Origin of the sequence: Micromonospora sp. WMMA1998 (assembly GCF_027497375.1) — a bacterium.
GTDB classification, from domain to species: Bacteria; Actinomycetota; Actinomycetes; order Mycobacteriales; family Micromonosporaceae; genus Micromonospora; species Micromonospora sediminicola.
In genome coordinates this window covers 4,112,831-4,131,530 of record NZ_CP114911.1, presented here as the reverse complement: position 1 = coordinate 4,131,530, position 18,700 = coordinate 4,112,831, and the positions used below count along the sequence as shown (strand labels likewise).

Genomic DNA, 18,700 nt, shown 5'->3' with positions numbered 1-18,700 from the left:
CCATGGCCGCGAAGTGGATCGAGACGCTCGTCGGATCGCTCGACCAGAAGAAGCAGTACAAGCAGCACATGGCCCGGATGGAGGCCCTGCCGGAGCCGCACCGCGGCGCGGCCAAGGCCCTGCAGCGGTACTTCATGTACCAGGGCGGGATCGTCGACGGGAACACGCTCATCACGATGCTCGGCGACTTCGTCGACCTCTGGGAGCGCGCGGCGGCCGACGGCACGCCGGTCCGCGCGATCGTCGGCGACGACCCGGTCGAGTTCGCCGAGACGTTCCTGCGGGCGTACTCCGGCCGACAGTGGATCGACAAGGAGCGCGAGCGACTCCGGACGGCGATCGACGCCGCCGCCGGCGACACCAGCGAGGAGAAGGACGCATGACCACCGGAACGCGCGAACCCGCGATCAGCGTGCGGGGCGTCACCAAGTCCTACCGGGACCTGCACGTGCTGCGGGGCGTCGACTTCGACGTGGCGGCGGGGAGCATCTTCGCCCTGCTCGGCTCGAACGGCGCCGGGAAGACCACGCTGGTACGGATCCTCTCGACGCTGCTCAAGGCGGACGGCGGCACCGCGACCGTGCACGGCTTCGACGTCGCCTCGGCACCGCGCGAGGTACGCGAGTCGATCAGCCTGACCGGCCAGTTCGCCGCCGTCGACGAGGTGCTCACCGGCCGGGAGAACCTGGTCCTGGTCGCGAAGCTCCGCCACCTGAAGAACCCCGGTGCGGTCGCCGACGACATGCTCGCCCGTTTCTCGCTCACCGACGCCGGGAACCGCCGGGCGGGGACGTACTCGGGCGGCATGCGCCGGCGGCTCGACATCGCGATGAGCCTCGTCGGCAACCCGCCGGTCGTGTTCCTCGACGAGCCGACCACCGGCCTCGACCCGCAGGCCCGCATCGAGGTCTGGCGGACCGTGCGGCAGCTCGCCGAGGACGGCACCACCATCCTGCTGACCACCCAGTACCTGGACGAGGCCGAACACCTCGCCGACCGGATCGCGATCCTGCACGAGGGCACGATCATCCAGAACGGCACGCTCACCGAGCTGAAGCAGCTCATTCCGAGCGCCCGGGTCGAATACGTCGAGAAGCAGCCGACCCTCGAGGACGTCTTCCTCGCCCTCGTCGGCAACAGCGGAGGGGAACCCCGATGACCACCCACGTCCTCAGCGACACCGGCACCCTCACCGGCCGCTCCCTGCGGCACATCCTCCGCAGCCCGGACACCATCATCACCACGGCGGTCACCCCCGTCGCGCTGATGCTGCTCTTCGTGTACGTGCTCGGCGGCGCCATAGACATCGGATCCGGCGGTTCCTACATCAACTACATGCTGCCCGGCATCCTCCTCATCACGATCGCCTCCGGCATCGCCTACACGGCGTACCGGCTGTTCCTCGACATGCAGGGCGGCATCTTCGAGCGCTTCCAGTCGATGCCGATCCCGCGACCCTCGGTGCTCTGGGCGCACGTGCTGACCTCGCTCGTGGCCAACCTGGCCTCGCTCGTGATCGTCACCGGTGTCGCGCTGGCCATGGGGTTCCGCACCGGGGCGTCCGTGCTCGACTGGCTCGCCGTCACCGGCATCCTGATCCTGTTCACCCTCGCCCTCACCTGGATCGCCGTCATCGCCGGCCTGTCCGCCAAGACCGTCGACGGCGCGAGCGCGTTCAGCTACCCGCTGATCTTCCTGCCCTTCATCAGCTCGGCGTTCGTCCCCACCGACTCGATGCCCGGCCCGGTCGCGTGGTTCGCCGACAACCAGCCGGTGACGTCGATCGTGAACACCCTTCGCGCGCTGTTCGCGGAGCAGCCCGTCGGCACCGACATCTGGATCGCTCTCGCCTGGTGCGCCGGCCTGCTCGTCGCCGCCTACGCCGCCGCGACCGCGATCTACCGGAAAAAGGTCAGCTGACCAGTCGTACGGGAGGCAGCGCCGCATCCGTGGATGCGGCGCTGCGCCCGTCACCGCTCAGAGGTAGAGGCAGAACGGGTGCCCGGCCGGATCGAGGTGCACGCGCACGTCGTCCTGCGGCTGGAAGTCCGGCACGGTCGCGCCGAGCGACACCGCGTACGCCGACGCCGCGTCGAGGTCGTCGACCTTGATGTCCAGGTGCAGCATCATCGGCGGGTCACCCGGCCCGGCCGGCCAGACCGGACGCACGTATGCCGGCTCGTCCTGGAAGGCGAGGCCGGCGCCACCGCCCGACGGAGTGAGGACGACCCATTCCGGCTCGTCCTCACTCCGAGGCCAGCCGAGCAGCCGCTCGTAGAAGGCGGCGAGGTCCTGGGCGGACGGTGCGTCGAGCACCGTGGTGGTCAACGAGAACCGTGGTCGCTGTTCCATGTGGCCTTCCTACGCCGACGGTACGACGGTCACCGGAACCGGAAAGGGATCGCCGACCGGTGACCGTGGTCGTACGCTGCGCCAATGCTGCTGCGCATGTCGACCCTGCTGCTCCGGACCCTGCGCGAGGACCCGGCCGACGCCGAGGTGCCGAGCCACCGGCTGCTGCTCCGCGCCGGCTACGTGCGCCGGGCCGCGCCCGGCGGCTACACCTGGCTGCCGCTGGGCAAGCTGGTGCTGGACCGGATCACCGCGATCGTCCGGGACGAGATGACCGCGATCGGTGACCAGGAGGTGCACTTCCCGGCGCTGCTCCCGGCCGAGCCCTACCGCACCAGCGGCCGCTGGACGGAGTACGGGGATCTGCTCTTCACGCTCGCCGACCGGAAGGGCGCCGAGCACCTGCTCGCGCCGACCCACGAGGAGATGGCCGCGCTGCTGGTGAAGGACCTGTTCACCTCCTACCGGGACTTCCCGGTGACGCTGTTCCAGATCCAGACGAAGTTCCGGGACGAGGCCCGGCCCCGGGCCGGCGTGCTGCGCGGGCGCGAGTTCCTGATGAAGGACGCCTACTCCTTCGACCTGGACCCCGCCGGGCTCCAGGCGGCCTACGACCGACACCGGGAGGCCTACCGACGCGTCTTCGCCCGGCTCGGGCTGGACGTCACGGTGGTGGCCGCGACGTCCGGGGCGATGGGCGGCTCCGCGTCCGAGGAGTTCCTGGCCGCCACGCCGGTCGGTGAGGACACCTACGTCGGCTGCACGGCCTGCGACTACGCGGCCAACACCGAGGCCGTGGTGACCCGCGCCCCGGCGGCCGGCGACCCGGACGCGCACCGCGCCGCGGAGGTGCACGACACCCCGGAGACGCCGACCATCGCGTCCCTGGTCGACCTGGCGAACACCCGCGCGCTCGGCGGGCGCACCGGCTGGACCGCCGCCGACACGTTGAAGAACGTGGTGCTGACCGTCCGCCGGCCCGGCGCCGAAGAGGCCGAACTGCTGGTCGTCGGCCTTCCCGGCGACCGCGACGTCGACCTGAAGCGGGTCGAGGCGGTGCTGCACCCGGCCACCGTGGCGGTCTTCGACGACTGGTCCGCGCACCCGGAACTGGTCCGTGGCTACCTCGGGCCGCAGATCCTGGCCAAGCACGGCATCCGCTACCTGGTCGACCCCCGGGTGGTGACCGGCTCCACCTGGCTGACCGGGGCCAACGAGCCGGGACGGCACGCCACCGACGTGGTGTGCGGGCGTGACTTCGTCGCCGACGGCACGATCGAGGCGGCCGAGGTGCGCCCGGGTGACCCCTGCCCGGCCTGCCCGGACGGCGAGCTGACCATGCGGCGGGGCATCGAGGTGGGGCACATCTTCCAGCTCGGCCGGCGGTTCACCGACGCCTTCGCCGTCGACGTGCTCGGCCCCGACGGCAAGCCGGTACGGCCGACCATGGGCTGCTACGGCATCGGGGTGTCCCGGGCGGTCGCCGCCGTAGCCGAGCAGCACCACGACGACCGAGGGCTGGTCTGGCCGGCCGCGGTCGCGCCCTGCGACGTACACCTGGTGGCCGCCGGGAAGGGGCCGCAGCTCGACGCGGCGCTCGACCTCGGCGGGCGGCTGGCCGCCGACGGCCTGCGGGTGCTGGTCGACGACCGCACCCACGTCTCCGCCGGGGTGAAGTTCACCGACGCCGAGCTGATCGGCATCCCGCGCGCCGTCGTGGTCGGCCGCCGCCTCGCCGACGGGTACGTCGAGCTGCGCGACCGGGCCACCGGCGAGCGGACCGAGATGCCGGTGGAGGGGCTCGTCGAGCGTCTGCGCGACGAGGTTGGCGCGACGCGCCGCGACCGGGTGTAGCGAATGCGCCACCGGGTACCGCAGGAGGATCGACCGAGGCGTTTTTTCGGAGGCTCTCATGTACCGCGTCAGTGATGTGATGACCAGACAGGTGGTCTACCTGCCGGCGGAAACCCCGCTGGACGAGGCGGCCCGGGTGATGAAGGAGTCGGACATCGGCGACGTGGTGGTGACCGACGGGGCCACCCTCGCCGGCATGCTGACCGACCGGGACATCGTGGTCCGGGCGGTGGCCGAGCGCGCCGACCCGGGCACCACCACGATCGGGTCGATCATCACCCGTGAGGTCGTCATGATCGAGCAGCACTGCACGGCGAACGAGGCGGCGGCACTGATGCGCGAGCGCAACATTCGGCGGGTGCTGGTCTGTGACAGCGACCGGAAGCTGGTCGGCATCGTCTCCCTCGGCGACCTGGCCATGCAGCTCGACCCCCAGTCGGCACTCAGCGACATCAGCGAAGCAGCCCCGAACGTGTGAAAGGAGGGGCCCCTTCTTAACGCCTCCGGTAGAGGAGGGGCCCCCTCTTAACACCCCACCCGCTCGCGCCCGACGCGGCGGATAGCCTCGACCCATGCCCGAGATGCCGACCAAGCTGGCCGAGATCGTCGACGAGTTCGCCGCCGCACCGCGCGACGTCGTGCTGGAGATGCTGCTGGAGTTCGCCGACGTGATCCCGCCCCTGCCCGAGGGCGTGGACCGGGCCGAACTGGAGCAGGTCCCCGAGTGCCAGACCGCGTTCTTCCTGCGCGCCGAGGTCAACGCGGACAAGACGGTGAGCACGCTCTTCGACTGCCCGCCGGAGGCGCCCACCACGCGCGCCTTCGCCGGCATCCTCGCCGAAGGGCTGGCCGGGGCGAGCGCCGAGCAGGTGCTGGCCGTACCGGACGACCTCTACCAACGGATGGGCCTGGCCCAGGCGATCAGCCCGCTGCGCGTACGCGGCGGCACCGCCATCCTGGCCCGGCTCAAGCGCCAGGTGCGGGAACAGATTTCCTGACCGGCGGGTTGTCGCTGGTCATGGAGATCGAGATCTACGCCGACGTCGTCTGCCCGTGGTGCTGGATCGGCAAGCGCCGGCTCGAACGGGCCCTGGAGTCGTACGACGGCGAGGTGACCGTCCGGTACCGGCCGTTCCAGCTCGACCCGACGCCGGTCACCGAGCCGAAGCCGCTGCTCGACGCGCTGGGTGACAAGTTCGGCGGCCGGGACAAGGCCGAGGGCATGGCCGCCCACGTCTCCAAGGTCGCCGCCGGCGCCGGCCTCGATCTGCGGTTCGACCGCGCGATCGCGGCGAACACGTTCGACGCGCACCGGCTGGTCCGCTTCGCCACCGAGCACGGCCGCGCCGCCGAGACGGTCGAGCGGCTCTACCGGGCACACTTCTTCGACGGACTGGACGTCGGTTCGGTCGACACGCTGGTCACGCTGGCCGGCGAGGTCGGTCTGGACGAGACCGAGGCGCGGCGTTACCTCGAGTCCAACCTCGGCCGTCGCGAGGTGGCCGCCGACCTGAGCGGCGCACACCAGCTCGGCGTCTCCAGCGTGCCGACCTTCGTGCTCGCCGGGAAGTACTCGGTGACCGGCGCCCAGGAGCCGGAGACACTGCTCGCCGCGCTGCAAGAGGTGGCGCAGCGCGAAGCGGCCGCGTGATGTTTCACGTGGAACAAGATCGATGCGGATGAGCCCCTAGGCCGGCCTGGCCAGGTCCTCCACCACCCTCGCCCCGGGCAGCGCGCCGAGCGCCGGCCCGGGCAGGGCGATCTTGCTGTGCCGTACGCCCGACCCGATGATCACGTGGGGCCTGGCGATGACCCGCGAGTCGACCAGGATCGGCCACTCCTCGGGCAACCCGATCGGCGTGATCCCGCCGTACTCCATCCCGGTCAGCGCCACCGCCTCGGCCATCGGCGCGAAGCTCGCCTTGCGGACGTCGAGCAGCCGGCGCACCACGCCGTTGACGTCCGCCCGGGTGGTCGCGAGCACGATGCACGCGGCGTAGCGCGTCTCGCCGCCCCGCTTGCCGGCGACCACCACGCAGTTGGCCGACTCCTCCAGCCCCACCTCGTACGCCTCGCAGAAGGCCGCCGTGTCGGCCAGCTCGGCGTCGATCGGGGCGACCAGCACCTCGTCCACGTCCACCGGAGCCTCGTCCGGCCACCGCTCCACCGCCGCGGCGACCGGAGGAGCCAGCAGGTCAAGCCGCGCCCGGGCCGGCTCGGTCTTCAACGTCCCCATCACGGATGCGATCCTCGCACCCACGCCGGCCATCCGCTCGTCGGCCCGCCTGGTGGGCGAGACCCCGTCCGCTCCCGGATCCGTCGAGCCGGAGGCCCGGCCACGCGCTCAGTTGGGGTTGGTGAGGAACGCGTTCTCCTGGGCGAAGTCGCGGTTCTCGGTGGCGCCGAGCTGCCGCCGGCGCAGCACCTCGGGTCGGTTCGCCTCGGCGTCCTCGATGCCGTGCCGGACACCGACCCGGATCACGCCGTAGAGGAAGACGAAGCCGAAGACGTAGAGCACCACGGTGGCGACGAAGACCAGCATGCGGTCACGGTAGGTCGGACCGGAACCGACCAGGTCTCACCTTCCGCCAGTTCCCCCGTACGTGTCGGCGAGATGGTCGGCCCAGGTCCGGACACCGGTAGGAGTGGCGGACGTGGTGAGACCGCCGGCACGCAGTTCCCGGCCGAGCCGCCCGGGAATCCGCAGCGGAACCAACGGACGACGCGATCCGCGGGCGGCCAACCAGGCCCGGGCCGCCTCGTCGAAGCGAAGCACCTCCGGCCCACCGAAGTCCTCGGTGCGGTGGGACGGTCCGGCGAGCAGCAGCACCGCGAGTCGGTCCGCGACCTCACCGGGATCGACCGGCTGGGCGAGCACGGCCGGGTCCCCGAGCACCGGGCCGAGCCGGCTCGCGCCGCGCAGCAGGTCCGCCAGGAACCCGGGAAACTGGGTCGCCCGCAGCACGCTCCACGGCACCGGGCCGGCGGCGACCACCTGCTCGGCCGCGAGCTTGTGCCGGTAGTAGCCGAGCGGCACCCGGTCCACGCCGACGATCGAGACGTACACCAGGTGGCGCACCCCCGCGTGCCCGGCGGCCACGGTCAACCGTCGGGTGCCGAGCACGTCGATCTCGTGGGTACGCCGGTTCGGCGACGAGGCCAGGTGCAGCACGGCATCCATCCCGTCGACCGCCTCCGCGAGCCCCGCGCCGGTGCCGAGGTCGGCAGTCACCCACTCGACGCCGGCGCCGTCATGCGGCCGGCGGCTCACCGCCCGGACGAGAAAACCCTCGTCCCGCAGCCGCGGCACCGCCACCTGCCCGAGCCGTCCGGTCGCCCCGGTCACCAGCACCCGCATCGCCACTCCTTCTCGCCTTGGTCCACACCAGTCCATGCGACTCCACGCACGCCCGCGCGCTTCCCGTCCACGCGCCACGCAACGCTCTCCACGCCGCACCCACGCCCCACGCAACGCGTTCACGCCCCCGCGCAACGCGTTCACGCCCCACGCGACGCGTTCACGCCCCACGCGACGCGTTCACGCCCCACGCGACGCGTTCACGCCCCACGCGACGCGTTGACGCCCCCGCGCGCTGCGCAACCCGCCCACGCTTCGCACAACCGTTCACGCCCGCGCCCCGCGCAGCCCAACCACGCTGCGCGGAGCCCAACCACGCTGCGCGGAACCCGTTCACGCCCTCACTCCACGTAACTGTTCATGCCGCGTGACGGGCTGGCCGTGCGCGGCCGACCCACTTCGGCCCGGCGATGGGACGAGGCGGCGGCTCCGATCGTGACAGCCCGACGGACCACCGCCGCCCGGTCCGGGCAAACGGTGCCTCCCACCCGATCCTGCGCCACCGACGACCATCCTGGCCCGGATCGGTCCGCACGGCGCCCGCCTCACCGGCCGCTTCACTCCCCGGACCCTCCCCCTGTTGACCAAGGAGTTTCCGTCAAGCGAGGCCCGGCATCTGACGCAAACTCCTTGATCACCGGAGCGGAGCGTGGTTCCTCGGATAGGGGATATACCACTGGGTCATAAATATGACCTAGCGGTATAACGCCTACAGGTGGATGGCGTTTGTCAGGGGTCACGGAGCGTGTCCGCGCCGGAGCGGCGGAAAGGGTGGGCCACCTTTCGGGTTCCGGGCACTCCGAACTGGGAGTCGGCGGGGACCCCCGGGCACGGCAGGTTGAGAGCCCGGAGACGGCAGGGTCGGAACCCGGGCCGGGGGGCGGGAACCCGGGCCGGGGGGCGGGAACCCGGGCCGGGGGGCGGGAACCCGGGCCGGGGGGCGGGAACCCGCACGGGCGGGACGGTCAGGCGGTCGGGCGGGGGACGACCCGGCCGGCGAGCAGCAGGCCGAGCAGTCCGCAGCCGGCGGCGACGGCCAGCGTGCTCGCGTAGCTCGCCGGGCCGGGCGACGAGCCGGCGGCCAGCACCGCGCCGGTCAGCGCCAGCACGGTGGCCGCGGCCAGCGAGTCCCCCAGTTGCAGCGCCGAACTGTTCCGGCCCTGCTCGGCCGGGGCGGACAACTCCAGGGTGAGCACCGACAGCGAGGGATAGAGCAGGCCCATGCCGAGTCCGGCGACCGACCAGGCGAGCACCGCCGGCGCGACCGGCACCCCCGGCAGCAGGGCCAGGGTGACGCCGGCCGTGCCGACGGCGATGCAGGCCAGGCCGGCCCGGGGCAGGCTCGCCGCCGAGCGGGGCGCGGGGATCCGGCCCTGGATCCACGAACCCACCGACCAGGAGAGCGCGCCGACGGTCAGCACCAGCCCGGCTCCGGTGGGCGAGAACCCGCGCTCGCGGGAGAGCATCAGCGGGATCACGACCTCCGCGCCGGCGAACGCAGCCGAGGCCAACCCGCGCAGCCCGATCACCGTCGGCAGTCCACGCGCCGCCCGCAGGAAGCCCGCCGGCAGCAGGCGCGGCACGGAAACGAGCAGCCCGGCCAGTGCCGCCCCGACCAGGCCGGCCGCGAGCACGCCGCGCTGCTGCCCCCCGTGGTGCAGCAGCGCGGCGCTCGCCCCCGCCCCGCAGGCCCAGCCGATCCGCGCCAGCGCGCCGGCCGGCGGCCTGGTCGGCACCCGTGCGGCCAGTGCGCGCAGGCCCGGCTGAACCAGCAGCACCGCCGGCACCGCGATCGCCGGCACCGCGAGGAACACCCAGCGCCAGCCCAGGTGCTCGACGATCAGCCCGGCCACCGCCGGCCCGACCAGCGACGGCACCACCCAGGCCGCGGCGAAGGCGGCGAAGATACGCCGCCGCAACTGCTCCGGGTACGCCTGCCCGACGATCACGTAGAGCGCCACGGACAGCAGCCCGGAGCCGAAGCCCTGCACGATCCGCCCGGCGACGAGGGTCCCCATGGTGGACGCGGCGCCCGCCACCGCCAGCCCGGCGACGAACCAGGCCACCCCGTGCCACATCGCCGGGCGTGGCCCGCGCGCGTCGCACCAGATGCCGGAGACGACCATCGCCACCACGCCGGAGGCGAACGGACCACCGAACGCCAGCGCGTACAGTCCGAGCCCGTCCAGGCTGCGCGCCACGGTCGGCATCGCGGTGCCCACCGCGAGGGCCTCGAACGCGAGCAGCGACACCAGGGCGACGATGCCCACGGTCATGGCCCGCAGGCGCGGCGACCACAGGTCGAGCGGGTCGCTTGCCGGTGCGGCGGCGGCGGTCGTCATGGGCACCAGCCTGGGACCTCAACCCCGGTTGAGGTCAACTGTGTGCCCGGTCTCGTCAGGCGGTCTCCAGCGCCTCGCCCACGCCCTTCACCAGCCCGGAGAAGTGCTGGTCGGCCAGCACATGGCCGGCCGTGATCACCAACGCGAGCGGCCACTCGATGACCTGCAACGCGGCGAGCACGCCGATGCCCGCGTAGTAGGCCAGCTTGTCCGGCGGGGGCACGGCCACCTCGCCCAGCAGCGGAACCTCCACCCGGCGGCAGTAGGCCCGCACCATCTCCCGCGATCCGCTCAGGTGTCGTGTCAGCGTGCTCATCCCTGCCTCCCCGGTTGCGACGGCATCGACCCGACCGGCATTCCACCGCCCCCGGCGTCCATGCCCCGGGCAGCGGGGAAACTTCCCCCACCCGAGGGGCATAACGGACGCCGCGCCGGGAAGTCGGGCCGCCGAGACGAGACCGGGAGGCGACATGGCGTACGGGTTCGCCGGTCTCCTGCTGTCGCCGGCCGCCGTACCCGACGCCATGGCGCGGGTCGCGCGTACCGTCGGGTCGGCCCTGCCCGGCCCACCCGTGCCGCCGACCGTCGCGCAGGCCGCCGGGAGCGTGGGCACGGCGGCCAGCCGGTTGGCCCGCCTGGCCGGGCTGACCCGACGCCGCGTCTGGTCACGGGACGGCCGGCACCACATCGAGGTGCACGGCGTCTGTCAGGACGGCGGAGACCGGTTGGCCCGGCAGGTCGAGGCGGCGCTGGAGGCGGTGCCGGGGGTGACCTGGGCGCGGGTGAACGCGCCCTCCGGCCGGGTGGTGGTGGCGACCGGCGAACCGGCGCCGAAGCTGCGCGACCTGATCGCGACCGTGGCGCGCGCCGAGCGGGCGTGCCCCTACGAGCCGGACCCGGAGATCCCGCCGCCGCATCCGCCCGAGGAGGGCCCGCGAACCCCTCGTACGCTCGGCGCGCTCGCCTCCGACGCGCTCGGCCTGACCATCTCCGCGGCCACCCGGATCCTGCCGTTCACTCCGGTCCCCGGCGAGGTCGCGGGCCTGCTGACCGCTGTCGACCTGCACCCGAAGCTGCACGCGCTGGCCGGTCGGGGCCTGCGGGCCGACCCGCGCGCCGAGGTGCTCTTCCCGCTCGCCGAGGCGGTGGTGCAGGGTCTCACCGGCGGTTGGGCCGGCATCGTGCTCGACGGCGCGCAGCGGGTGGTGCAGTGGGGCGAGGCGCGGGCCCAACTCGCCGCGTGGAGCCGGGCCGAGCCGGCGCTGACCGGCGACCCGGAGCGGGCTGTCGCCCGGGTGCCCGACGGGGAACGACCCTGCCCGGTCCCGGACGGCCAGGCCGAGCGCTACATCAAGCGGATGCTGGCGGCCGGCGCGGTGGCCGGGGCCGCCGCGATCCCGGTGGCCGGCGGCAAACGGGCCGCCGCGCTGGCGCTCTCCTCGTTGCCGAAGGCCCCGGGCAGCGGCCGCGAGGGGTACGCGGCCCAGCTCGGCCGGATGCTCGCCCGGCGCGGCGTGATCGCCATGGACCGCAGCGTGCTGCGGGAGCTGGACCGGATCGACACCGTCGTGCTGGACGCGGCCGTCCTCGGCTCCGACCGTGGGGTGCTGGCCGACCTGGCGCCGCTGGCCGGCGCCGACACCGGGCAGGTCGCCGCCCGGGCGTTCGCGCTGTTCGACCCGGCCGAACCGGACGCCGTACGGGACGTCGACGACTGGCGGATCGGGCCGCTGGACCGGATCGACGCGGAGGACCCCGGGGACACCCCGGACAGTGGGTGGCTGCGCGCCGACGGGGGACGGCTGCTCGGGCTGGCCCGGGGCGGCCGGCTCGCCGCTGTGCTCCGGGTCGAGCCGGAACCCGCACCCGGGGTGGACGCGCTGGCGTCCGCCGCCCGCCAGGCCGGCCTACGCCTCGTGGTCGCCGGCGCCGAGGACGGCCGGTACGACTTCGCCGACCGCCGCGTACCGGGTGGGTCACGGCTGGCCGAAGCGGTCCGTGACCTGCAACGGGAGGGTGCCGTGGTGATGGTGGTCTCGGGCGAGCGGTCGGCTCTCGCGGCCGCCGACTGCGGGCTCGGCGTCGCCGCGCCGGACGACCTGCCCCCGTGGGGCGCGCACCTGCTCGTCGGCGACGACCTGCGCATCCCCGCCCTGCTGATCGACGCGGCCGGGGTCGCTCGCCGGATGACCGGGCAGAACCTCAGGATCGCCATGGCCGGCAGCGGACTCGGCGCGCTCGGCGCGTTCACCGCAGCCCCCCGGCAGCTGCCCGGTCGGACGATGGCGGCGGTGAACGGGGCCGCCGCGGCCGCCTTCGCGCACGGGGTCTTCCGGGCGCACCGCCTGCCGGACCGGACCGGCGCGCCGGTGCCCGTGCTCACCGCGTGGCACCTGATGCCGGTGGAGACGGTCCTCGACCAGCTCGGCACCCACCCGACCGGGCTGACCGACGAGGAGGCGACCCGCCGCCGCGGCCCGGCGGGCGGGGCCGGGAACGGACCGGCCGGCCTGCTCCGCGCGTTCGTCGACGAACTGTCCAACCCGCTCACCCCGGTGCTGGCCGCCGGGGCGGTGCTCTCCGCCGCGTTCGGCTCGCTCGTCGACGCGGCACTGGTCGGCGGCCTGGTGGGCGGCTCCGCGCTGGTCGGCGCCGTGCACCAGCGGAACACCGAACGGTCGCTGGCCGAGCTGCTGTCCCGCTCCGCGGTCACCGCCCGGGTGCTGCGGGACGGCGTGGAACGGGTGGTGCCCGCCGAGGAGCTGGTGCCCGGTGACGTGGTCAGCGTCAGCTCCGGGGATGCCGTACCGGCCGACTGCCGGGTGCTGACCAGCGACGGATTGGAGTCCGACGAGTCGTCACTGACCGGCGAGTCCCTGCCGGTGGCGAAGAGCCCGGAGCCGGTGGTCGCCGCCGCGATCGCGGAGCGGCACTCGATGCTCTTCGAGGGGACCACGGTCGCCGCCGGGCACGGCACCGCCGTGGTGGTGGCCACCGGCGCGGAGACCGAGGCCGGGCGGAGCATGGCGATGGCCCGGGAGGCCCCGCCGACCAGTGGGGTGGAGGCGCGGCTCGGCAGGTTGACCAGCAGCGCCGTGCCGCTGGCTGCCGGCTCGGCGATCGCGGTGGCCGGGGCGGGGCTGCTCCGGGGCGTACCCCTGGCCGAGACGGCGGCGACCGCCGCGAACCTGGCCGTGGCGTCGGTGCCGGAGGGGCTGCCGTTCCTGGTCAGCGCCGCGCAGCTGGCGGCGGCGCGACGGCTGGCCGAGCACGGCGCCCTGGTGCGTAACCCGCGCACCATCGAGGCGCTGGGCCGGGTGGACGTGCTCTGCTTCGACAAGACCGGCACCCTCACCGAGGGGAAGCTGCTGCTGGCCGGCGTGGGCACCGGCGACGACCGGTACGGCCCGGCGGACCGGCTCGACGAGCCGCTGCGGGCGACGCTGGCGGCCGCGCTGCGTGCCACCCCCTTCGCCGCCGACCCGGACGAGTTGCCGCAGCAGACCGACCGGGCGGTACGCCGGGGCGCGAACGCGGCCGGGGTGGCCGAGCAGACCGGCGCGGCGGGTTGGACCGCGACGGGCGGGCTGCCGTTCGAGCCGTCCCGGGGCTACAGCGCCACGGTCGGGCGGACCGCCGACGGCCTGCTGCTGAGTGTGAAGGGCGCGCCCGAGTCGGTGCTGCCGCGCTGCGCGTCGCGGCGTACCGCCGGAGGCGACCGCCCGTTGGACGCGGCCGGCCGGGACGAGGTGCAGGCCATGCTGGCCGCTCGGGCCGGCGCCGGGCACCGCATCCTCGCCGTCGCGGAGTGTCCCGTGGCCACCGACTCGGTCAGCGACGAGCAGGTCGACGGGCTGGTGTTCGTGGGCTTCCTGACGCTCGCCGACGGGGTGCGGGAGAGCGCCCGGCCGTCGGTGGAGCGGATCCGCGCGGCCGGCGTGCACACCGTCATGATCACCGGTGACCACCCGGCGACCGCCGAGGCGATCGCGGCCACCATCAGCCCGGACCACGGGCAGCAGCGGGTGGTGACCGCCACTGATCTGGACCGGCTCGACGACGCCGCGCTGGCGGAGCGGCTGATGGCCACGGACGTGGTGGCAAGGTGCACGCCCGCGCACAAGGTCCGCATCATCCAGGCGTTGCAGCGCCGGGGCCGCACGGTGGCGATGACCGGTGACGGCGCCAACGACGCTCCGGCGATCCGCCTCGCCGACGTGGGGATCGCCCTCGGTCAGCGGGGCACCCCGGCCGCCCGGGCGGCCGCCGACCTGGTGGTGACCGACGACCGGCTGGAGACGATCATCGCCACGCTGGTCGAGGGGCGGGCCATGTGGTCGTCGGTCCGCCACGCGCTCAGCATCCTGGTCGGCGGCAACCTCGGCGAGATCGCGTTCAGCGTGCTGACCGCCGCGTCGACCGGCCGGTCCGCCCTGACCGGACGCCAACTGCTGCTGGTCAACCTGCTCACCGACCTCGCGCCGGCGCTCGCCATCGCGGTCCGGCCGCCGGCCGACGACCGCGCCGACCATCTGCTGCGCGAGGGACCGGACTCCTCGCTCGGCGCCACCATGACCCGGGAGATCGGGCTCCGGGCGGCGGCGACCACGCTGGGCGCGACGGCGGGCTGGACGATCGCCCGGTGGACCGGCACCCGACGCCGGGCCGGCACCGTCGCGCTCGCCTCGCTGATCGGCACCCAGCTCGGCCAGACCGTGCTGGCCGGCGGCACCAGCCCGACCGTGCTGGCGGCCACCGCCGCGTCGGTCGGGGTGCTGGTCGTGGTGGTGCAGACGCCGGGCGTCAGCCAGTTCTTCGGGTGTACGCCGCTGGGCCCGGTGGGCTGGACCATCGCCACCGGCTCGGCGTTGGGCGCGACGTTCGCCAACGGCGCGCTGACCCGGCTGGTGGACCGCCTGCCGCAGCCCGGCTCGTCCTGACCCTCAGTGCCAGGTGGCGGCGGCCCGGCGCAGCCGGTCGTTGACGGCCCGCCCGACCCCTTCGTCGGGCACCGGCTCGGCCACGATCTCGGTCACCCCGGCCGCGTCGAGCCGGTGCAGCGCGTCGAAGAGCCGCGCCGCCGCCGCGGTGAGGTCGCCGTCCCGTGACAGCACCTCCACCGCCGCCCAGTCACCCTCCGCCGGTGGCTCCCGGAACGCCAGGAACCCGCGCCGGCCGCCGTCCCGCTCGCCCGCCGCGCCCAACCGCAACGGGGTACGCGGGGCGTAGTGCGCGGCCAGCGTCCCGGGCGCGACGGGCTGGCCGGAACTGCCGAGGCGGACGTCGACCGGGCCGACCGCCTCGACCAGCGCCTCGACCGGCAGCGCGCCCAGCCGCAGCACCACCGGCCGGTCGCCGCGCGCGTCCACGATGGTCGACTCGATCCCACACCGGGTGGGTCCGCCGTCGAGCACCACGTCCACGGCGCCGCCCAGCCCGGCCACGACGTGCTCGGCGCGGGTGGGGCTGAGCTGGCCGAACCGGTTGGCGCTCGGCGCGGCCACGGGCACGCCGGCGGCGGCGATCAGCGCCCGGGCGGCCGGTTCGTCGGGCACCCGCACGGCCATGGTCTCCAGGCCGGAGGTGACGATCGGCGGGATCGCCGCCGGTCGGTCCACGATGAGGGTGAGCGGGCCGGGCCAGAACCGGTCCGCCAGCGCGGCCACGGCCGCCGGCACCGCACCGACCAGGGCGGTCAGGTCGGCGGCGTCGGCCAGGTGGCTGATCAGCGGATCGAAGCTGGGCCGGGCCTTCGCCTCGAAGATCCGCGCGGCGGCGCGGGCGTCCAGCGCGTTCGCGCCCAGCCCGTAGACCGTCTCGGTGGGGAAGGCGACCAGCCCGCCGGCGCGCAGCACGGCGGCGGCCTCGTCGATGCCGCTGTCGGCCGGCAGGACGCGCGGGGTTCCGGTGCTCACGCTCCGACGCTAGCCTGCGCCGGAGGCCGACCCGGCGGGACCCCGGCCGGATCAGTCCCGCTCGTCGGCGGCGTCGGGGAGGCTGGGCGCGTCGGTGGGGTAGAGGCCGGCGGCGAAGCCGTACACCTGGTCGCCGGCGCGGGGGATCTGGGCGAATCTGCGGGCCAGCGCCTGCACCTCGGTCCAGAACTCGCGGACGTCCTCGATCGGGATGCGGGCGTGCACCAGCGTGCAGCGCAGCTCGTCGGCGGCGTGCGCGGCGGCCGCCTCGGCCGCGGCTTCGGCCAGGCCGTTGATCCGGGCGACGACCTGCTTGTCCTCGGCGCGGTGGAGAGCGCCGACGTAGAACGTGCGGGCGACCCGGCCGTAGAAGCGTTCCTCGATGGCCCGGACCCGGCGGGTGCGCACCACCCGCAGCAGTCCCGCGTCGAGCAGCTGGTTCACGTGGTAGGCCACGCTGCTCTTGGGCCGGTCCACGGCACGGGCCAGCTCGTTCACCGTGGCCGCGCGTTCCAGCAGCAGCTCCAGGAGGGTGCCACGCAGGGGGTCGGCGAGCGCGCGCAACTGCTCGGGGGCGGTGACCACGAGCAGGTCGTCGAGGTCGTAGTCCGGGATCCGCTGATTGACCGACATTTCTCGACCGTTCTAAGATTCTGGTTCGTTCGATGATTCTGGTCCGACAGTCAGGAGTCTAGGGATGGCCGAGATCCTCCTCTTCCACCACCTGCGGGGGCTCACCGACGGCGTCCGCGCCCTCGCCGACTCGCTCGGCGCCGCCGGGCACACCGTTCACGCCCCCGACCTCTTCGACGGCGAGCGGCCGGCCAGCCTCGAGGACGGCTCGGCGCTGATCAAGCGGATCGGTGGCGACGTCCTCGACCAGCGGGCCGACCGGATCGCCGCCGACCTGCGCCCCGACCTGGTCTACGCGGGCATCTCCTGGGGTGCCGCCATCGCCCAGCGGCTCGCCCAGACACGGCCCGGCGCACGGGCCGCCCTGCTCTACGAGGCATGCCTGCCGGTGACCGGCGAGTGGGCGATCGGCCCCTGGCCCGACGGCGTGGCCGTGCAGGTGCACGGCATGGAGCAGGACCCGTTCTTCGGTCTGGAGGGTGACGTCGACGCCGCTCGGGAACTGGTGTCGATCGTCGGCCCCGAGCGCGGCGAGTTGTTCGTCTACCCGGGCGACCGGCACCTGTTCACCGACCGCTCCCTCCCGTCGTACGACGCCGACGCGACCGCGCAGGTGGTGAGCCGCAGCCACGACCTCCTCGCCCGGCTCGGTTGACCACTCAGCCGGCGTCCCGCAGCCGCGCCACCGCGGCGGCGTACTCGGCGTCGGTGAGCGCACCCCGCTGGTGTTGGCGGGCCAGCACGTGGAGGTCCCGGCGCTGGTCGGCGCTCAGCGTGGGCGAACCGGCCGCCCCGGCCCCGGCCGGCGGGGACGGCCGCCCGAGCGGGGACGGCGGCCCCGCCCGTCGGGCGGCCCGGTGGTGCGCCCGCAGGGTGGTGAGCATCTCGTCGTAGTGCTCCGGCCAGGTCGCCAGTCGGCCCAACTCCGGGTTGAGTGAGAACAGCCGGAAGTGGCCGCGCTGCAACGGCGTCTGCACCGGCTCGCCGTCGACCCGGTCGATGACGATCGCCAGCCGACCCATGTCCAGCCCGGCCATCGAGCCCGTGCCGCTGCGGATCTCCGCCACCGACGCCCACGGCACCGTCGTCGTGCGGAACATCGCACGGGAGCGCACGCCGACGTCGCTCACGTAGACGCCCAGCATCGCCTGCCGGACCCCCACCACGAGGCCGAGCGCGAGCCAGGCCCCACCGAACACGGCCACCGGCGCCGGCACCACCGCGCGCAGGCCGCCGACCACGAGGAACGCCCCGACGCCGGCCGCCAGCAGCACACCGAGAAGCGCGCCGGCGGTCTCCAGGTCCAGTGAGTACGGCCGCTGCCACCGGGTCATGCCGTCAGCGTGACCGGCCGTGTCCACTCCTACTTGTACTGGGCGATCTGGATCAGGTTGCCGCAGGTGTCGTCGAACACGGCGGTGGCCACCGGGCCCATGTCGACCGGCTCCTGCGTGAACAACACACCGAGCCCGCGCAACCGGTCGTGCTCGGCGGCGACGTCGTCCACCGCGAACTGCGTGAGCGGGATGCCGTCGCCGGCCAGCGCCTCCTTGAACGCCTTGGCGGCCGGGTGCGCGTCGGGCTCCAACAGCAGCTCGACGCCGTCCGGGGCCTCGGGCGAGACGACCGTCAGCCAGCGGTGCTCCCCGGTCGGCACGTCGGTCTTCTTCACGAAGCCGAGCACCTCGGTGTAGAAGCGCAGCGCCTTCTCCTGGTCGTCGACGTACACGCTCGTCAGGTTGATCCTCATGGGGTCTCCTCGGTGGGTTCGGACCTGAGCCATCGCTCGGTGATGGACCGCAGCGGGCGGGTGTCGAGGTGGTGGAACTTGTAGCGACCCTGCCGCCGCGTGACGATCAGGCCGGCGGTCTCCAGGACGTCGAGGTGCTGCGAGATCGCCTGCCGGGACGAGCCGACCTGGTGCCGCGTCGCCAACCGACCGCAGATCTCGAACAGGGTCTGACCGTCGCGCTCGGTCAGCTCGTCGAGGATCAGGCGGCGGGTGCGATCGGCCAGCGCCTGGAAGAGATCGCCCACGTCCACCACAATAGGCAAGTCACCGCTTGCATACAACGAGGGCGACATGATCGTTCCGGTGGTCGACCTCGCCGCGGTCAGGCCGATCGCCGTCGACGGCGAGAGCTATCGCTGGTCGGTCCGCCGGAAGCCGACGTACGGCCAGGGTCTGGCCTGGTCACCGCTGAGCTTCGCCGTCGAGCGGACGGACCCACCTGGCTGCGCCACCC

Annotated in this window: 20 protein-coding genes; 9 read left to right on the top strand and 11 right to left on the bottom strand. The window is 73.9% G+C overall.

Annotated features, from left to right (window positions below):
- Positions 1 to 2: 2 nt before the first annotated feature.
- The 3 genes from O7600_RS18725 to O7600_RS18715 are packed head-to-tail and all read left to right on the top strand — an operon-like array spanning position 3 to position 1,920.
- On the top strand, positions 3 to 383 hold the full coding sequence (locus O7600_RS18725) for a DUF1048 domain-containing protein (protein ID WP_099163170.1): 381 nt from the start codon (positions 3 to 5) through the stop codon (positions 381 to 383).
- Complete coding sequence (locus tag O7600_RS18720; RefSeq protein WP_281589095.1) at positions 380 to 1,159, top strand: ATP-binding cassette domain-containing protein; 780 nt, start codon at positions 380 to 382, stop codon at positions 1,157 to 1,159. The genes O7600_RS18725 and O7600_RS18720 overlap by 4 nt, the downstream gene beginning before the upstream one ends.
- Positions 1,156 to 1,920, top strand: coding sequence for an ABC transporter permease (locus O7600_RS18715; protein WP_281589093.1), 765 nt, complete (start codon positions 1,156 to 1,158; stop codon positions 1,918 to 1,920). The genes O7600_RS18720 and O7600_RS18715 overlap by 4 nt, the downstream gene beginning before the upstream one ends.
- 57 nt (positions 1,921 to 1,977) lie before the next feature.
- On the opposite strand, the gene O7600_RS18710 is transcribed toward O7600_RS18715, so the two are convergent.
- The gene (locus O7600_RS18710) at positions 1,978 to 2,352 is read right to left on the bottom strand and encodes a VOC family protein (RefSeq protein WP_281589091.1); all 375 of its coding nucleotides are present in this window, start codon (positions 2,350 to 2,352) and stop codon (positions 1,978 to 1,980) included.
- Positions 2,353 to 2,436: 84 nt separating this feature from the next.
- Here O7600_RS18710 and O7600_RS18705 point away from each other — a divergent pair, with 84 nt between their 5' ends.
- The 4 genes from O7600_RS18705 to O7600_RS18690 all read left to right on the top strand — a co-directional run bounded on the left by O7600_RS18705 (position 2,437) and on the right by O7600_RS18690 (position 5,857).
- A complete protein-coding gene (locus tag O7600_RS18705) occupies positions 2,437 to 4,206 on the top strand; it encodes a proline--tRNA ligase (RefSeq protein WP_281589090.1) in 1,770 nt (589 codons plus the stop codon).
- A 58-nt stretch (positions 4,207 to 4,264) separates the two neighbouring features.
- On the top strand, positions 4,265 to 4,684 hold the full coding sequence (locus tag O7600_RS18700) for a CBS domain-containing protein (protein WP_281589088.1): 420 nt from the start codon (positions 4,265 to 4,267) through the stop codon (positions 4,682 to 4,684).
- Positions 4,685 to 4,778: 94 nt separating this feature from the next.
- Positions 4,779 to 5,204 carry a SufE family protein gene (locus O7600_RS18695; RefSeq protein WP_281589086.1) on the top strand — a complete coding sequence of 142 codons (426 nt, stop codon included), beginning with the start codon at positions 4,779 to 4,781 and terminating at the stop codon, positions 5,202 to 5,204.
- Positions 5,205 to 5,224: 20 nt separating this feature from the next.
- Entirely contained in the window at positions 5,225 to 5,857 is a 633-nt protein-coding gene (locus tag O7600_RS18690) for a DsbA family oxidoreductase (RefSeq protein ID WP_281589084.1), read from the top strand.
- Between the two features lie 36 nt (positions 5,858 to 5,893).
- On the opposite strand, the gene O7600_RS18685 is transcribed toward O7600_RS18690, so the two are convergent.
- From O7600_RS18685 to O7600_RS18665, 5 genes are all read right to left on the bottom strand, one after another.
- The gene (locus O7600_RS18685) at positions 5,894 to 6,442 is read right to left on the bottom strand and encodes a YbaK/EbsC family protein (protein WP_281594196.1); all 549 of its coding nucleotides are present in this window, start codon (positions 6,440 to 6,442) and stop codon (positions 5,894 to 5,896) included.
- Between the two features lie 108 nt (positions 6,443 to 6,550).
- Positions 6,551 to 6,748, bottom strand: a complete 198-nt coding sequence (locus O7600_RS18680) for a hypothetical protein (protein WP_091567555.1) — start codon at positions 6,746 to 6,748, stop codon at positions 6,551 to 6,553.
- A gap of 36 nt (positions 6,749 to 6,784) precedes the next feature.
- On the bottom strand, positions 6,785 to 7,564 hold the full coding sequence (locus O7600_RS18675; protein WP_281589082.1) for an NAD(P)H-binding protein: 780 nt from the start codon (positions 7,562 to 7,564) through the stop codon (positions 6,785 to 6,787).
- A gap of 965 nt (positions 7,565 to 8,529) precedes the next feature.
- The gene (locus tag O7600_RS18670) at positions 8,530 to 9,906 is read right to left on the bottom strand and encodes an MFS transporter (protein ID WP_281589079.1); all 1,377 of its coding nucleotides are present in this window, start codon (positions 9,904 to 9,906) and stop codon (positions 8,530 to 8,532) included.
- Positions 9,907 to 9,961: 55 nt separating this feature from the next.
- Complete coding sequence (locus O7600_RS18665; protein WP_091567565.1) at positions 9,962 to 10,222, bottom strand: hypothetical protein; 261 nt, start codon at positions 10,220 to 10,222, stop codon at positions 9,962 to 9,964.
- Positions 10,223 to 10,376: 154 nt separating this feature from the next.
- Between O7600_RS18665 and O7600_RS18660 the strand changes: the two genes are divergently transcribed.
- On the top strand, positions 10,377 to 14,846 hold the full coding sequence (locus O7600_RS18660) for an HAD-IC family P-type ATPase (protein ID WP_281589077.1): 4,470 nt from the start codon (positions 10,377 to 10,379) through the stop codon (positions 14,844 to 14,846).
- Between the two features lie 3 nt (positions 14,847 to 14,849).
- On the opposite strand, the gene O7600_RS18655 is transcribed toward O7600_RS18660, so the two are convergent.
- Together O7600_RS18655 and O7600_RS18650 are read right to left on the bottom strand one after the other, a co-directional pair.
- Positions 14,850 to 15,797 carry an L-threonylcarbamoyladenylate synthase gene (locus tag O7600_RS18655; RefSeq protein WP_281594195.1) on the bottom strand — a complete coding sequence of 316 codons (948 nt, stop codon included), beginning with the start codon at positions 15,795 to 15,797 and terminating at the stop codon, positions 14,850 to 14,852.
- Positions 15,798 to 15,872: 75 nt separating this feature from the next.
- Positions 15,873 to 16,454, bottom strand: coding sequence for a helix-turn-helix domain-containing protein (locus O7600_RS18650; protein ID WP_281589075.1), 582 nt, complete (start codon positions 16,452 to 16,454; stop codon positions 15,873 to 15,875).
- A gap of 64 nt (positions 16,455 to 16,518) precedes the next feature.
- Between O7600_RS18650 and O7600_RS18645 the strand changes: the two genes are divergently transcribed.
- Positions 16,519 to 17,109 (top strand): dienelactone hydrolase family protein, encoded by a 591-nt coding sequence (locus O7600_RS18645; RefSeq protein WP_281589073.1) that lies wholly within the window; start codon positions 16,519 to 16,521, stop codon positions 17,107 to 17,109.
- Between the two features lie 4 nt (positions 17,110 to 17,113).
- On the opposite strand, the gene O7600_RS18640 is transcribed toward O7600_RS18645, so the two are convergent.
- Genes O7600_RS18640 through O7600_RS18630 form a run of 3 tightly spaced genes read right to left on the bottom strand, consistent with a single transcriptional unit; the run spans position 17,114 to position 18,539 of the window.
- Positions 17,114 to 17,788, bottom strand: a complete 675-nt coding sequence (locus tag O7600_RS18640; protein WP_281589071.1) for a PH domain-containing protein — start codon at positions 17,786 to 17,788, stop codon at positions 17,114 to 17,116.
- A 29-nt stretch (positions 17,789 to 17,817) separates the two neighbouring features.
- Positions 17,818 to 18,204: a VOC family protein gene (locus tag O7600_RS18635; RefSeq protein WP_281589069.1), complete on the bottom strand. Its 387-nt coding sequence runs from the start codon at positions 18,202 to 18,204 to the stop codon at positions 17,818 to 17,820.
- Positions 18,201 to 18,539: a metalloregulator ArsR/SmtB family transcription factor gene (locus O7600_RS18630; protein WP_281589067.1), complete on the bottom strand. Its 339-nt coding sequence runs from the start codon at positions 18,537 to 18,539 to the stop codon at positions 18,201 to 18,203. Before O7600_RS18630 ends, O7600_RS18635 begins: the two co-directional genes overlap by 4 nt.
- Between the last annotated feature and the right edge of the window lie 161 nt (positions 18,540 to 18,700).

Coding starts and splice junctions, on each gene's coding strand:
- O7600_RS18670 (WP_281589079.1), bottom strand. CDS start 9,906: ATGACGACCGCCGCCGCCGCACCGGCAAGCGACCCGCTCGACCTGTGG.
- O7600_RS18685 (WP_281594196.1), bottom strand. CDS start 6,442: ATGGGGACGTTGAAGACCGAGCCGGCCCGGGCGCGGCTTGACCTGCTG.
- O7600_RS18675 (WP_281589082.1), bottom strand. CDS start 7,564: ATGCGGGTGCTGGTGACCGGGGCGACCGGACGGCTCGGGCAGGTGGCG.
- O7600_RS18630 (WP_281589067.1), bottom strand. CDS start 18,539: ATGTCGCCCTCGTTGTATGCAAGCGGTGACTTGCCTATTGTGGTGGAC.
- O7600_RS18715 (WP_281589093.1), top strand. CDS start 1,156: ATGACCACCCACGTCCTCAGCGACACCGGCACCCTCACCGGCCGCTCC.
- O7600_RS18640 (WP_281589071.1), bottom strand. CDS start 17,788: ATGACCCGGTGGCAGCGGCCGTACTCACTGGACCTGGAGACCGCCGGC.
- O7600_RS18690 (WP_281589084.1), top strand. CDS start 5,225: ATGGAGATCGAGATCTACGCCGACGTCGTCTGCCCGTGGTGCTGGATC.
- O7600_RS18665 (WP_091567565.1), bottom strand. CDS start 10,222: ATGAGCACGCTGACACGACACCTGAGCGGATCGCGGGAGATGGTGCGG.
- O7600_RS18650 (WP_281589075.1), bottom strand. CDS start 16,454: ATGTCGGTCAATCAGCGGATCCCGGACTACGACCTCGACGACCTGCTC.
- O7600_RS18710 (WP_281589091.1), bottom strand. CDS start 2,352: ATGGAACAGCGACCACGGTTCTCGTTGACCACCACGGTGCTCGACGCA.
- O7600_RS18725 (WP_099163170.1), top strand. CDS start 3: ATGGCCGCGAAGTGGATCGAGACGCTCGTCGGATCGCTCGACCAGAAG.
- O7600_RS18720 (WP_281589095.1), top strand. CDS start 380: ATGACCACCGGAACGCGCGAACCCGCGATCAGCGTGCGGGGCGTCACC.
- O7600_RS18645 (WP_281589073.1), top strand. CDS start 16,519: ATGGCCGAGATCCTCCTCTTCCACCACCTGCGGGGGCTCACCGACGGC.
- O7600_RS18695 (WP_281589086.1), top strand. CDS start 4,779: ATGCCCGAGATGCCGACCAAGCTGGCCGAGATCGTCGACGAGTTCGCC.
- O7600_RS18635 (WP_281589069.1), bottom strand. CDS start 18,204: ATGAGGATCAACCTGACGAGCGTGTACGTCGACGACCAGGAGAAGGCG.
- O7600_RS18660 (WP_281589077.1), top strand. CDS start 10,377: ATGGCGTACGGGTTCGCCGGTCTCCTGCTGTCGCCGGCCGCCGTACCC.
- O7600_RS18700 (WP_281589088.1), top strand. CDS start 4,265: ATGTACCGCGTCAGTGATGTGATGACCAGACAGGTGGTCTACCTGCCG.
- O7600_RS18680 (WP_091567555.1), bottom strand. CDS start 6,748: ATGCTGGTCTTCGTCGCCACCGTGGTGCTCTACGTCTTCGGCTTCGTC.
- O7600_RS18705 (WP_281589090.1), top strand. CDS start 2,437: ATGCTGCTGCGCATGTCGACCCTGCTGCTCCGGACCCTGCGCGAGGAC.